This is a genomic window from Streptosporangium sp. NPDC006013, from assembly GCF_040614275.1.
Classification (GTDB): Bacteria; Actinomycetota; Actinomycetes; order Streptosporangiales; family Streptosporangiaceae; genus Streptosporangium.
This window is the reverse complement of sequence record NZ_JBEXUE010000275.1, coordinates 1-13,801: the sequence shown is the minus strand read 5'-3', so window position 1 is coordinate 13,801 and position 13,801 is coordinate 1. Positions and strand designations below refer to the sequence as shown.

11 protein-coding genes are annotated in these 13,801 nt (G+C 71.0%); 10 read left to right on the top strand and 1 reads right to left on the bottom strand.

The window, feature by feature from the left end; all coding sequences use genetic code 11:
- Positions 1 to 271: 271 nt before the first annotated feature.
- A complete protein-coding gene (locus tag ABZ260_RS32555) occupies positions 272 to 592 on the bottom strand; it encodes a hypothetical protein (protein ID WP_355625452.1) in 321 nt (106 codons plus the stop codon).
- Positions 593 to 997: 405 nt separating this feature from the next.
- On the opposite strand from ABZ260_RS32555, the gene ABZ260_RS32550 reads away from it, so the two are divergent.
- The 10 genes from ABZ260_RS32550 to ABZ260_RS32505 all read left to right on the top strand — a co-directional run.
- Positions 998 to 1,909, top strand: a complete 912-nt coding sequence (locus ABZ260_RS32550) for an alpha/beta hydrolase (RefSeq protein WP_355625450.1) — start codon at positions 998 to 1,000, stop codon at positions 1,907 to 1,909.
- An 80-nt stretch (positions 1,910 to 1,989) separates the two neighbouring features.
- A complete protein-coding gene (moeZ, locus tag ABZ260_RS32545; RefSeq protein WP_355625448.1) occupies positions 1,990 to 3,171 on the top strand; it encodes an adenylyltransferase/sulfurtransferase MoeZ in 1,182 nt (393 codons plus the stop codon).
- A 175-nt stretch (positions 3,172 to 3,346) separates the two neighbouring features.
- A complete protein-coding gene (locus tag ABZ260_RS32540) occupies positions 3,347 to 4,081 on the top strand; it encodes a hypothetical protein (RefSeq protein ID WP_355625446.1) in 735 nt (244 codons plus the stop codon).
- Complete coding sequence (locus ABZ260_RS32535) at positions 4,075 to 5,358, top strand: S8 family serine peptidase (protein ID WP_355625444.1); 1,284 nt, start codon at positions 4,075 to 4,077, stop codon at positions 5,356 to 5,358. The genes ABZ260_RS32540 and ABZ260_RS32535 overlap by 7 nt, the downstream gene beginning before the upstream one ends.
- A gap of 159 nt (positions 5,359 to 5,517) precedes the next feature.
- Positions 5,518 to 6,477, top strand: a complete 960-nt coding sequence (locus ABZ260_RS32530) for a hypothetical protein (protein ID WP_355625442.1) — start codon at positions 5,518 to 5,520, stop codon at positions 6,475 to 6,477.
- On the top strand, positions 6,471 to 7,766 hold the full coding sequence (locus ABZ260_RS32525) for a S8 family serine peptidase (RefSeq protein ID WP_355625440.1): 1,296 nt from the start codon (positions 6,471 to 6,473) through the stop codon (positions 7,764 to 7,766). Before ABZ260_RS32530 ends, ABZ260_RS32525 begins: the two co-directional genes overlap by 7 nt.
- Before the next feature lie 129 nt (positions 7,767 to 7,895).
- The gene (locus ABZ260_RS32520) at positions 7,896 to 8,246 is read left to right on the top strand and encodes a hypothetical protein (protein ID WP_343977409.1); all 351 of its coding nucleotides are present in this window, start codon (positions 7,896 to 7,898) and stop codon (positions 8,244 to 8,246) included.
- Positions 8,234 to 8,542 (top strand): MGMT family protein, encoded by a 309-nt coding sequence (locus ABZ260_RS32515; protein WP_350921873.1) that lies wholly within the window; start codon positions 8,234 to 8,236, stop codon positions 8,540 to 8,542. Before ABZ260_RS32520 ends, ABZ260_RS32515 begins: the two co-directional genes overlap by 13 nt.
- A gap of 113 nt (positions 8,543 to 8,655) precedes the next feature.
- Positions 8,656 to 11,556 carry a CDP-glycerol glycerophosphotransferase family protein gene (locus ABZ260_RS32510; protein ID WP_355625437.1) on the top strand — a complete coding sequence of 967 codons (2,901 nt, stop codon included), beginning with the start codon at positions 8,656 to 8,658 and terminating at the stop codon, positions 11,554 to 11,556.
- A gap of 274 nt (positions 11,557 to 11,830) precedes the next feature.
- Positions 11,831 to 13,801: UvrD-helicase domain-containing protein (locus tag ABZ260_RS32505; RefSeq protein WP_355625435.1), on the top strand; the 1,971-nt coding region annotated here is incomplete at its 3' end.

Genomic DNA, 13,801 nt, shown 5'->3' with positions numbered 1-13,801 from the left:
GAAAACCGCGGGGCCCCGCTGTGATTCGTGAGAAATGAGAACTCGCACTTTGCTGGGCGTCAGGGGCTTGGGGATTTCTCCTCAAGTTCCGGTATCTGCCGGCCGATCGTTGTTTCTCGGTGAGAAGCGGTGATCGTGGCGAATACGGTGCCCTGTCGCTCCGTTACGGTTCCGAAGCCGCTTCGAATCGCGGGTTCGGCCGTGAGTGACCTCATGTTCCGGCTGTGCCGCGCCCCGATCGGGGGTGCGACTCCGGTGATCGGGAGGCCTGCTACTCCCTTTCCCTTTCCTCGCGCTCGACGAGAACGGGCACGAGGCGGTCGTTGCGGCTGAAGTTGTCCAGGCGGTTGTCGTTGTTGCTGCGGTTGTTGAGGGTCAGCCTGAAGCGGTGGTGGGTGCGGCGGAAGTGCGAGCGGCCGCCGCAGCAGCCGCGACCGCAGCCGCCGCCCCAGGTCGGGAAGGCGGCGCCGGTGATCGTGGTGGTCATCGCGCTGGCGCTGGTGACGGTGGTCGCTGCGCCCATGCCGACGACTCCGCCGGTCAGCGCCGTGCTGATCGCGAGCCCTGCGAGGACACCCTTGTACTTGGGCATTGCGTTTCCCCCTTGAAAGGATCGGTTGCCCCGATTTTCGGCACTTGCCTAATCAGTCGGGAATTACCGGAGATGGCCAGTGGTGAGCCATCCCTGGTTGTCATGATTTCCTCGCATGTCTGCTGATAAACAGAGATCAAATCCTTTTACACTCTCCTTATCTATTTGTGGTGGATCTTGGATGGTTACCGGATAATTTAAGATTAAATGTCTTTAATGTCGCTTTTGTTCTTCGAGGAGGGGGGTGGCTGGAGGGAGCGTCTAGCTAATGGCGATAAAGTATGTAATAAAAAGATATCTAGCTAAAATAGGCTTATGTGCCTTTTGTGGCATCCGGGGGCTGTCGTCTGCCGTATCGAGAGGCGAACTATCGTGGAAGAGCGGCCGGACGACAGGAGGAGACGCGTGGTACACAAACCGATCCCCAACTGGCAGGGCGAGATGGTCGACCTCGGCGACCAGCGGATCCACGTGCGATCGACCCCGCCAGGACCCGTGGAGACCGCCGTCTACGTACACGGCCTCGCGGGCTCCGCGACCAACTGGACAGACCTGATGGGTGAGCTCTCCGACGTGGTGACCGGTCATGCCGTCGACCTGCCGGGCGCCGGATACTCGCCCGAGCCGCCCGGCGGCGACTACTCCGTCGACGCCCACGTACGGACCGTCACCGCCCTGATAGAGCGGGTCTCGCGGGCCCCCGTCCACCTGTTCGGAAACTCCCTGGGCGGAGCCGTCTCCGTGCGGCTCGCCGCCACCCGCCCCGACCTGGTCCGCTCGCTCACCCTGATCTCACCGGCCCTGCCCGACCTGCTGCCCAGGTACGGCCCCGCGCGGGTGGCGCTGTCCGCCGTGCCCAGGCTCGGCGAGTGGGCGGCGAGCCGGCTGAGCCTGCTGCCCGCCGAGCGCAGGCTCGGTGCCACGCTCGCCATGTGCTACGCCGACGTGGGGAGGATTCACCCGGAGCGGCTCAAGGAGGCGATCGAGGAGGTGCGCCGCCGGGACGGCCTCCCGTACGCGGGGGCGGCGCTGATCAACTCGGCGCGCGGCATCGTCGCCGAGTACTTCCGGCGCGGGGAGACGAACCTGTGGCGGCAGGCGGCCCAGGTGACCGCGCCCACGCTGGTCGTGCACGGTCGCCACGACCGGCTCGTCAACCCCCGGATGGCGGCCCGTGCGGGCCGGACGTTCCCGCAGGTGAAACTGGTGCTGCTGCCCGACGCCGGGCATGTGGCCCAGATGGAGTTCCCCGACAGGGTGGCCCGCGAGGCCAGGATCCTGATAGGTGAGACGGTCCTCACTCCGGTTGGGGAATGACCAGGGCACCAGGTTAGGTTGTGAGTGGAGCGTGCTGCGCTAGCCGTATCGTCAAGACCCCCTGAAACGGGAGCAGAACTGTGTCGTTGCCACCGCTGGTAGAGCCGGCAGCCGAGTTGACCGTCGATGAGGTGCGCCGCTACTCGCGCCACCTGATCATCCCGGACGTGGGCATGGCCGGGCAGAAGCGCCTGAAGAACGCGAAGGTGCTCTGTGTGGGCGCGGGTGGCCTGGGTTCCCCGGGGCTGCTCTATCTCGCCGCCGCCGGAGTGGGCACGCTCGGCGTCATCGACTTCGACGTGGTCGACGAGTCCAACCTGCAGCGGCAGGTCATCCACGGCCAGTCCGATGTGGGCCGCCCCAAGGCCGAGAGCGCCGCGGACAGCGTCAGGGAGATCAACTCCCTGGTCAACGTGGTCATCCACAACGAAGTGCTCACCACGGACAACGTGATGGAGATCTTCGCCGGCTATGACCTGATCGTGGACGGCACGGACAACTTCGCCACCCGTTACATGGTCAACGACGCGGCGGTCCTCCTCGGCAAGCCGTACGTCTGGGGCTCCATCTACCGCTTCGACGGCCAGGCCAGCGTCTTCTGGGCCGAGCACGGTCCCTGCTACCGCTGCCTCTACCCCGAGCCCCCGCCGCCCGGCATGGTCCCCTCGTGCGCCGAGGGCGGCGTGCTCGGCGTGCTGTGCGCGTCGATCGGCTCCATCCAGGTCAACGAGGCCATCAAGCTCCTCACGGGCATCGGTGAGCCGCTGGTCGGCCGTCTGATGATCTACGACGCCCTGGAGATGAACTACCGCTCGGTCAAGGTCCGTAAGGACCCCGAGTGCGTGCTCTGCGGCAAGAACCCGACGGTCACCCAGCTTCTGGAGGACTACGAGGCGTTCTGTGGCGCGGTCTCCGAGGAGGCCCAGGAGGCCGTCTCCGGCTCCACGATCACCGCGGCCGATCTCAAGTCCATGCAGGACGCGGACGAGAACATCTACCTGATCGACGTCCGCGAGCCGAACGAGTACGAGATCGTGTCCATCCCCGGCGCGGTGCTCATCCCCAAGGGCGAGTTCCTCAACGGATCCGCGCTGGAGGGGCTCCCGCAGGACAAGAAGATCGTCCTGCACTGCAAGTCCGGTGCCCGTTCCGCCGAGGTCCTGGCGGTCATCAAGAGCGCGGGCTTCGCCGACGCCGTCCACGTGGGCGGCGGCGTGCTCAGCTGGATCAAGACCATCGACCCGAGCCTGCCGACCTACTGACCGGCCCGGTGGGGTTCTCACCGCCCGCGCCCCGTGGAGCACGCGCCCCACGGGGCGCTCGCCGTTCCCCTGCCGTTCGGGAGGCACTCGCCCCGCCGCCACATGTGCTTTCCGCTCCGACGGATATGGACGGAACGGCGGATGACACCCTCCTCACCGCATTAAGGTCGAGAGCGTGAACGAAGTCCCACGTCAGCGACGGCATTCATGGCCGGCGCTGGTCGTGGCATCGGCGCTGACGCTGTTCTGCGCGGTCGTGGCCGGGGTGGCGACCAGCGCCGCCGGAGCGGAGCTCACCCGGGGGCCGACCCAGGCGGAGCTCGATCGGGCGGCACTCGACGAGGTGGCCCGGCGCTGGCAGGCGTGGCCCGCCGGGCGGGTCTTCCCCAAGACGGTCCGTTACGCCGCGGAGCAGGGGGGCGAGGAGAAGGCCCGCAGGGTGGGCATCTCGCCGGAGACCCGCTGTGACGACGCGGTCGACGCCAAGCTGCGCAAGGCGCTCCGGAAGGCCGGCTGCCTGGGCATCCTGCGCGCCACCTACATCGACGCGCTCCAGGGGGTCGTCGTCACCATCGGGGTCGCGGCCTTCGCCGACGAGATCGGCGCCACCAGGGCCAAGGCGGCGCTACCCAGGGGCGACCGGCCCTCGCCGGGCCTGAGGGCGCTGGCCTTCCCCGGCACCGTCACCGACCGGTTCGTCTCCGCGGGGCGCCAGGCCGGCCTCGTCCGGCAGGCGGGTCCCTACGTGGTGATGGCCACGGTCGGCCAGACCGACGGCCGGCCCGCCAGCGCGGTCGGCGAGCAGCGGCCCACCCTGTTCGCGTTCACCGGCGACATCGCCGACCGGATCCTCGCCGACCTGACCAGGCCCGCCCGTCCCGACTGCGCCTCCGCGGAGTGGCGATGCTGACCGTGCCGAGGCGTCTGTCCGCCGCCCGCAGGGCGCTCGCGGCGACGACGCTGCTGGCACTGGTGGTGCTGACGGGGGCGGCGGGACTGGCCCCGGCCGCGCGGGCCGACGACGTCAGGGACAGCCAGCGCGAGGTGCTGCGGACCCTCGACCTGTCCGCCGCGTGGCGGGTGTCCGAGGGGGAGGGCGTGACCGTGGCCGTGCTCGACTCGGGGGTGGACGGCGACCACCGTGACCTGGTCGGGTCGGTGATCGAGGGTAAGGACTTCACCGCCGGGGCCAACCCGCGGGGTGTGCAGCCCCTCCGGCTGCACGGCACGTACATGGCGTCGCTGATCGCCGGGCACGGTCACGGGCCAGGCGGGGCAGACGGGGTGATCGGTGTCGCGCCCCGCGCGAAGGTGCTGTCGGTGCGGGTCATCCTGGAGGACGAGGAGCCCGGCTTCCGGGAGTTCAACACCGCCGAGCGTTACGAGAACGTGGTGGCCAGGGGCATCCGGTACGCGGTGGACCACGGTGCCGACGTGATCAACATGTCGATCTCCAAGGAACTGGCGACCAGGGAGGAGCGGTCGGCGATCCGCTACGCGATCTCCAAGGGGGTCGTGCTCGTCGCGGCGGCGGGCAACGACGGCGCCGAGGAGACCGACGCCAGCGGCAACGCCCCCTACTCCTACCCGGCGGCCTTCCCGGGAGTGGTCTCGGTCGCCGCGACGGACCGGGGGCTGCGCCGTGCCTCGTTCTCCAACCGGAACCCCTCGGTCCTGGTGGCCGCGCCGGGGGTGGACATCCTCGGGGCAGGCCCCGGCGACGAGTACTGGGTAGGTCGCGGCACCTCGCAGGCGACCGCCCTGGTATCGGGGGTCGCCGCCCTCATTAAGGCGAAATATCCAGAAATGTCGCCCGTGCTGGTTGTCCAGGCGATCACTGCGGGAGCCACCCGGCGGCCCACCGGCGGCTACGACACCGGCATGGGCTTCGGCGTCGTCAACGCCACCCGGGCACTCGCCGCGGCCGCCAGGATCTCCCGGCACACCCTCACCGCGGAGGGGGCCGGCGGTCACGACCCCGCCCGCCCGCTGGGCCTGGCGGTCGAGCCGGTGCGGGTCGTCCACCGTGACCGGGACAGGATCAACCTGTACGGCGGGGTGGCCGTGGCCGCCGGGCTCGGCGCGATCGTCTGCCTGGTCACGATCGCCGTGTTCGTCGGCCGTGCGCGCTCGTCGACGACCTACCAGGAACCCACGCCCGACGCGGTCACCGCGCCCTGGCCGTGAGCACCGGGCCCGGACCCGGGTCGCGGCCGGAGCCGGGCCGAGGTCGGAGCCGGGCCGAGGTCGGCACCGAGGTCGGTACCGAGGTCGCCGCCGGAGCCGGCACCGCGAAAATGCACGCCGCTGATAGGGCGGAGAGGGCAGGCGACGTAGCATCGGAGTATGTCGCAGTCAGGGCGGTCCCAGGAGCCGGAGCGGCATCTGGGAGCCCCGGCCTCCCGCGCTCGCGGCGGCTGGCCACCGTCCGGCTCCCGGGTGAGCGCCGCCGGGGGCGGCCGGACCAGGCGGGCGCCCGCGCAGGGCGCCACGGTCAGGCGGCACCGCGTGCGCTCCTGGCCCGCGGCGGGCCGTGACCGCGCGGCGATTCAGCGTGCCGAACTGGCGACCCTGGAACAGGGCGTCCGGTTCCGTACGATCTTCCTGATCCTGGTGGGCACTATCCTCGCCATCGCCGCCACCAACGTGCTGACCGGCGCGGTCGGGCTGCTGCGCGAGACGAGCTCGCGCCCGCTGACCGCCGCCGAGCAGGCCCGCTACATCTCCGACGACATCGCCAGGCGCTGGTACACCTGGACCGCGGACCTGGTCTTCCCCGTCGAACTGCAGTACATCGGCCTCAGCAGGGTCCAGCAGTACGCCCGCAGGGTCGGCCTCGCGCCCGAGGTGGCCTGCGCGGCCGGTACCGACGCGCAGGTGGGGTCGGTGCTCACCCGGCACGGCTGCCGCACGCTGCTGCGGGCCACCTACGTCGACCAGACGTCCACGTTCGTCTTCACCGTGGGCATCGCCGTGCTCGCCGACGAGGAGCGGCGGCTCGCCGCCTCCGCGCAGCTGGCCGTGGACGACAGGGTGGGGGTGCGGCCCGTGGCCTTCCCCGGCACGGCGACCGAGCTGTTCGGGGCGGCCCAGCGCCAGCACAACGCCTGGGTCGGCGTCGGCCCCTACATCGTCTTCTCCACCGCCGGTTACACCGACGGCCGCACCCGACAGGCGATCGCCCCGGAGGAGATCCTGCACAGCGAGCTGTGGCCCGCGGCCCAGGCGGTCGCGGGGCGCATCGCCAGGGCCCTCGGCGACGAGCCGAGCGCCGTGCCCCAGTGCACCCAGGGGAACGTGTGCTGAGGCGGCGATTGTGGGCGACGGGAGTGCTGGTCGCGATCTCGGTGGCGGTCCCGGTGGTGCCCGCCTTCGCGACCGTGCCCGCCGGGACGCCCGCCGCTCCGGTACTGGCCGCGCCGCCGGAGGGCGCCGCCGACGTGCGCGAGGACCAGCGCTGGGTGCTGGAGATGCTGCGCGCGCAGGAGGCGTGGAAGGTCACCAGGGGCTCGGGCGTCACCGTGGCCCTGGTCGACAGCGGGGTGGACGACCAGGTGGCCGAGCTGCGCGGGCGGGTGATCTCCGGACCCGACATGGGATCTGTCAAGTTCGACAGGAGCAAGCCGGACGCCGGACGGCACGGCACCGCCATGGCCTCGCTCATCGCCGGGGCGGGCAACGGCGAGGAAGGTCTTCTCGGGATCGCCCCCGAGGCCGAAATCCTCTCGCTGCCGCTGATCGTCGAGGATCGGCCCAAGGACGGTTCCGCGCTGCCGGAGGAGGATCTGCGCTCACGCAACGACAGCCCGCTGGCCCGGGCGATCCGTTACGCCGCGGACAACGGCGCCAAGGTCATCAGCATGTCGCTGGGTGCCTACGGGCCGCACCGGAGCGAGCGGGAGGCGGTCTCCTACGCGCTGTCCAGGGGCGTGGTGCTCGTCGCCGCCGTGGGCAACGACGGAGACTCCCAGTACACCATGGACAACTCCACCTCCTTCTGGAACTTTCCCGCCGGATATTCCGGGGTCATCGGTGTGGGTGCGGTGGACAGGCTGGGCAAGCCGGCGGGCTTCAGCAGTGACAATCTGTCGGTTCTGGTTTCGGCGCCCGGTGTCGGGGTGCCGGTGGTCGTCCCCGGTGGAAACTACGGATCCTCTGAGGGGACCAGTTCGGCGACCGCGCTGGTGGCCGGGGTCGCCGCACTAATAAAAGCGAAATATCCGAATATCGCGCCGCAGATGGTGGCGCAGGCACTGGTCTCCACGGCTTCGGCGAGTCCCGCCGCCGGCTACGACGACCACATCGGGTTCGGCGTCGTCGACGCCGCCGCGGCGCTCGCCAAGGCGGATCGGCTCGTGGCGGGTGCGGTGGAGATCTCGGTCCCGGATGACAAGCACTTCGGCGCCGGCGTCCCGCACGAGGAGTACAGCAGGCCGGGCCCCGATCCGCTGAGGCTCTGGCTTTACGGAACGGGCCTGGTCGGCGGCCTGGTGGCGTTCGCGGCGGCCGTGGTGATGCTCGGCCGGCACTCGGACGGGAATGGACCGGTAGTGGTCGATGCCGAAACGGCCAAGCGCGGGAGATCGCGGGGATAAGCGCAGTTTGAAGTCAATTAGAACGCGTTTGGGACACTGTTCGGATGCGGTAGCCCGAATGTCGGGATTTACACTCCGGGAAACCCGGAAGGTTCGCTATTCTCCCGCGTTATGGGGTACGAGTTGCGCGTGGAGCGCCCTGCGCCTCTCGCCTTCGCGGAACTCGCGACTGTGCTGGGGCAGGCGGGGTTCGAGTTCAGAGGGTCGCAGGAGTCGGGGGAGGTCCTGGCCCGCCACAATGGTGCGGTTCATGCCATAGCGATATGGAATGGCCGCCTGTCCGGCGCCCCCGGATCGGACTGGCAGGTGGCCCAGCTGGCACGCGTGTCCGCTCTGCTGGGAGCGCGGCTGGTCGGCGAGGACGGCGAGTCCTACGCGATCCGCGGCGGTCTGGTCGAGCAGTTGAACGGCTCGGTGGCCTACGAGTTCGGCAAACTCGACGAGATCCTCTCGGCCGGACCGACGGTATGGAGCCAGTAGGCCATCCCACCCCGTACGCCGAGCGGGTGCTGGATCTGGTCGAGCGCATTCCGCCCGGCATGGTGATGTCCTACGGCGACATCGCCGAGTATCTCGGCGAGGGCGGCCCGCGCCAGGTCGGCAGGGTGATGTCCACCTGGGGCGGGGGTGTGCCCTGGTGGCGCGTCGTGCACGCCGACGGCACCCCGCCACCCGGCCACGAGCAACGATGCCTGGCGAACTGGCGCGAGGAACGGACCCCGCTGAGGGGCGCCCGAGCCGATATGCGGGAGGCCAGATGGGACGGAAAGCCTTAGATCACAAAAGCCTGTAAATCCCGGGAACCCTTAATTCACCGCGTAACCGGCCCTGCCGTGGCGCACTAACATGGCCTAGGACAGCGCTCTGTCCGAAAGGCGGTGCTTTCCCCATGGCCATCGGTGCCACCCCCGCACGAGCCAGCGGCGACCCCGTCGTTGATCGTCTTCGGGTTGTCCAGGATCTCTGCGACCGGGGAGAACCACTCGACTCGATCATGGCCGCGGTGCTGGCCGACGGGCTGAAGCCGCATGAGCGCCGTCGTTTCGACGCCGACGCGCTGGCCGGGCCGCTGGGTTCCCGGCTGGACATCGCCACCAAGCGGGGCGCCGCGCGGCGCCGCGAGTTCGTCACGGTCCTGAAGCCGTACGTGACCGGTGTGGACGCGAGGGTCAAGCGGGACCTGCCGGTCGCCCGCAGGATCGCCTTTCACCTGATCGAGCACCGCGAGATCGACGACCTCGCCGACGGCGACGCGCTGCAGAAGCTCGTGGCCGCCGCCGCGGAGCCGTCCAGGCGCGTCCGCAAGAAACTCCGCTGGTACGCGGATCTGCCGCTCCAGGACGAGCTGCCCGAGGCCCTGTTCCGGCTGCGGGCCGCGGATCTCATCCCGATGACCCAGATCGAGGACATCTCCTGGTCCGGCGGGTGGCTGCACGTCAGCGGCCACGCCTATCTGGCCGGGCTGTCGGTGCGCAGCCGCCGCTTCAACAGGGCCACGGTGGTGCTGCGCGGCCCGCGCTGGCTGCCGCCGGTGCGGCTGCGCACTCGGCGGGTCTTCCACCCCGAGGCGACCTACGGCGCGGAAGAGGCCGGCTGCAACTACGACTGGTCCGGGTTCACCGCCGAACTGAGCCCGTGGCCGCTGCGCTGGCGTTCCGCGGTGCGGGCCGTCGTGCGCGGCGGCAAGCGGCTGCTGCGCCGCCGCACCACCGTGCAGGACACCACCACCTGGCGCGCCGAGATCGTGATCTGGAGCCGGGGCGCCCGTGCCGTCGGCCTGCTGCGCGGCCCCTCCACCGGCCGTACCGAGCGCCCCTCGGGGCTTGATCTCGGCGGGGGCTGGTGGATCCGCCCCGTCTGGACCTCCGACCGGGCACTCCAGGTGGTGCTACAGCCCACCAGGGCCGAGCTGACCGGCGTGAAGCTGGACGGCGAGCGGCTGGAGGTCCAGGTCTTCCTGCCGGGCAAGGAGGCGAGCAGGGGGCACGCCAGGCTGGACGGTCATCGGATCGCCGCGGACTTCACCCCCGTCGACGGCGGCACCGCGGTCGTCGTGCCGCTCGCCGTGGCCTCCCTGCTGCAGGAACGCGACGGCGGCCGTCTCTGGATCGAGCCCAAGGGCGATCCCGCCGCCTCCGTCATGATCGGCAAGGCGGAGGAGAGCCGTACGGTCGTCGGGGATCGTGAGATCACCGTGCTGCGTGACCGGCGTGACCGGGTGAGCGTCTCCGCGCACCGGATCCGCCCGGTCATCACCGCCGCGACCTGGGACGAGCAGGGCGTGCTCGTCCTGGAGGGCTCCTACCCGGGCTCCGGCGCGGCCGAGCTGACCCTCAAGCACCGCAGCGGGCTGATCCACGCCATCCCCCTGGAGCGGGAGGGCTCCCGTTTCACGGTGCGGATCGCGGCCGCCGCGATGCCCCGTTTCGGGGACACGGTCCCGCTGGGCGGCGGCACCTGGAGCATGGCGGTCCGCGACCCGGCCGGCCAGATCGTCCCGTTCCGCGTCGACCACGCCATCCTCGACGATCTGGACGAGAACACGAAGATCCGCGACGGCCGTGAATACCGCCTGATCTCCACCCGCTTCGACATTCCGGTGCTCTCCGTCGCCGAGCACCGCCCCGACGACGAGAAGGGCGCCGGCGGCCTGTACGCGCTGCGCCGCGGATTCTATCCCGCGGAGCGGACCCGCGAGCTGAACGACGCGATCGTCTACGTCGCCTACGACGGGCGGCAGTACGAGGGCAACGTCCGCGCGATCTACGAGGAGCGCGTGCGGCGCGGCGACGCCGGAGAGCACATCTGGGTGGTCAAGGACGGCGCGTTCACGCCGCCGGGCCCCGGGGAGCTCGGCTTCGGCGAGGGCGAGGGGCCGACCGTGGTGCGCGCGGGCAGCCGCGAGCACTACGCGGTGCTGGCCCGCTCGCGGTACGTGGTGACCAACGGCTTCCTGCCGCCCTGGTTCCGGGCGCGAGAGGACCAGACGGTCGTGCAGACCTGGCACGGCACCCCGGTCAAGCGCCTGGGCAACGACCTGCCGCACATGTCCCGTGACCCCAGGCCGCCGGCCTGGCACCGGCAGGCGGTCGAGGTGCGCGGCTGGGACCTGCTGGTCTCCCAGAGTCCCTGGGCGACCCGGGTGCTGCGCAAGGCGTTCGGCTACCAGGGGGAGGTCCTGGAGAGCGGCTACCCGCGCAACGACGTGCTGGTGGCCCCCGACCGCGACGAGATGGCGGCGCGGATGCGCGCCAGGCTCGGCATCGCCGAGGGGGCGAGGGTGGTGCTCTACGCGCCGACCTACCGCGACTACGACCGCAAGAACGCCTCGATCCGCCTGGACCTGGCCGAGGCGCACCGGGTGCTCGGCCCCGGCCACGAGTTCCTGATCAGGGCGCACTCGATGCAGGCGGCGCCCAATGTGCCCGCCGGCCTCGGACGCGACGTCACGACGTATCCCGATATTACGGATCTGCTGCTGATCACCGATGTGCTGATCACGGACTACTCGTCGGTCATGTTCGACTTCGCGGCGACCGGCAGGCCGATGCTCTTCTTCACGCACGACCTGCAGCGCTACTCGTCCAAGCGGGGCATGTACCTCGACCTGGCCGCGGAGGCGCCCGGCCCGCTGCTCTCCACCGGGGCCGAGGTCATCAAGGCACTGCGGTCGATCGACGAGGTGACCGCCGCCCACGCCGAGCGGTACGACCTCTTCCAGCGCACCTACGCGCCCCGCGACGACGGCAAGGCGACGGCCAGGCTCGTCGACCACGTCTTCCTCTCCTGAACGGTTCCCGGAGGCGGCCGCCGAGCGGCCCCCAGGATCGGCCACCCGGCCCCTGAACCCGTTCCGGGACGTTCCGGCGCAGGTCAGCGCCTTGCTCTGATCATCGGTCCCAGCCGGCCCCGCCCGTAGCCCATCCGGCGGGGCCGACAATCCGCCATGCCGTACCCGCCGACTCGGCACGATCATCGTCCGGGATCTGGTGGAATGGCGAGTTGTGAGTGGTCAGGACTGGCGGCTGGTACGTCGTGAGGGTGCGGGGAGAACTGTTGCCCCTGTGCTGGACGAGCACCAGCGGGCGGTGGTGGCCCACGAGAGCGGCCCGCTGCTCGTGCTCGCCGGGCCGGGCACCGGCAAGACCACCACGATCGTGGAGACCGTCGTGGACCGGATCGAGCGCCGGGGCGTCGACCCCGAGCGGGTGCTCGTCCTCACCTTCAGCCGCAAGGCCGCCGAGGAGTTGCGCGAGCGCATCACGGCCCGGATGCGCCGTACCACCCGCACCCCGCTCTCCCTCACCTTCCACAGCTACGCCTACGCGCTGCTCCGCCGCGAGGCGGTGATCGCCGGAGGGGTGCCGCCGCGCCTGCTGACCGGCCCCGAGCAGCTCCTGGAGATCCGCCGCCTGCTCCACGGCGAGCTGGAGGACGGCGCCGCCCACTGGCCGCAGGACATGCACGAGGCGCTCAAGACGCGCGGCTTCGCCTCCGAGCTCCGTGACTTCCTGGCCCGCGCCGCCGAACGCGGCCTCGACGGGCCGGAGCTGGTCGGGCTGGGCCGCCGCCACGGCCGCCCCGACTGGGTGGCCGCAGGCAGGTTCGCGGACCGCTACCAGGCCAGGTTCGACCTCGATCTCGAACCGGTGCTCGACTACGCGGAGCTGATCCGGGCGGCGGGGGCGCTGCTCTCCGACCCCGAGGTGCGCGACCGCGAGCGATCGGCGTACGACGCCGTCTTCGTCGACGAGTACCAGGACACCGATCCCGCCCAGGAGTTCCTGCTCCAGCAGCTGGCGGGGGAGGGGCGCGACCTGGTCGCGGTCGGCGATCCCGACCAGTCGATCTATGGTTTTCGCGGTGCCGACGTCCGAGGGATCATGAACTTCACCGACCGGTTCCGCGACGCCCACGGCGCGAAGGCCCCCGTCGTCGCGTTGCGCGTCTGCCGCCGCAGCGGCCGGAACCTGCTGCGGGCCACCCGCCGCGTCACCACCCGGCTGCCCGCCATCCCCGGCGGGGCCGCCCACCGCGACCTGCGCGCCCTGCCGGACGCCGACCCCGGTGACGTACGGGTGCTGGTGGCCGACGGGGCGCCTCAGGAGGCGGCGATCGTGGCCGACACGCTCCGCAGGGCGCACCTGCTCGACGGGGTCCCCTGGTCGCGGATGGCGGTGCTGGTCCGTTCCGCGACCCGCCAGGTGCCGCTGCTGCGCCGCGCCCTGGTCACCGCCGGGGTGCCGGTCGTGGTCGGCGGCGGCGAGGTGCCGCTCTTCCAGGAGCCGGGCGTGCGGCCGCTGATCAGGCTCATCCAGGTGGCGCTGCACCCGGAGACCCTCGACGAGGGGGTGGCGGAAGAGCTGCTGACCGGCGCGCTCGGCGGCACCGACATGATCGGTGTGCGCCGCCTCCGCCGCGCCCTGCGGATCGCCGAGCACGAGGCGCTGGCCCACCCCGCCGAGCCCGAGGCGGCCGAGCAGGCGGCTCGCGACGTGGCTCGCGACGTGGCTCGCGACGTGGATCTCGATGTGGATCTCGACCTGGAGCGCGCGGCCCCCGGCCCCCGCTCCTCGGGAGAGCTGCTGGTCGCCGCGTTGAAGGACGCGCGGGAACTGGTGCGGGTGGAGCCGCAGGTGGCGCTGCCCGCCGAGCGGGTCGCCGGTCTCATCTCCGCCGCCACCGAGGCCGTACGGCAGGGCGGCACCGCCGAGGACGTGCTGTGGACCGTCTGGCAGGCCACCGGGCTGGCCGGAAAGTGGACCGAGGTCAGCCTCAGGGGCGGTGTCAGGGGCACCATGGCCGACCGTGACCTCGACGCCGTCGTGGCGCTCTTCGACCACACGGCCAGGTTCGTCGACCGGCTCCCGCACGCCGGGGTGGACGTGTTCGTCGAGGACCTGGTCGCCCAGGAGATCCCCGGCGACTCCCTCGCCGCTCGGGCTCCCGACGGCGCCGGACTGCCCGTGCTGACCTCCGACGGCGCCTACTACCCGCTGAGCCCCGGGGAACTGGCCTCGGCGCACGAGAACTTC

Coding starts and splice junctions, on each gene's coding strand:
- ABZ260_RS32555 (WP_355625452.1), bottom strand. CDS start 592: ATGCCCAAGTACAAGGGTGTCCTCGCAGGGCTCGCGATCAGCACGGCG.
- ABZ260_RS32535 (WP_355625444.1), top strand. CDS start 4,075: ATGCTGACCGTGCCGAGGCGTCTGTCCGCCGCCCGCAGGGCGCTCGCG.
- ABZ260_RS32530 (WP_355625442.1), top strand. CDS start 5,518: ATGTCGCAGTCAGGGCGGTCCCAGGAGCCGGAGCGGCATCTGGGAGCC.
- ABZ260_RS32515 (WP_350921873.1), top strand. CDS start 8,234: ATGGAGCCAGTAGGCCATCCCACCCCGTACGCCGAGCGGGTGCTGGAT.
- ABZ260_RS32510 (WP_355625437.1), top strand. CDS start 8,656: ATGGCCATCGGTGCCACCCCCGCACGAGCCAGCGGCGACCCCGTCGTT.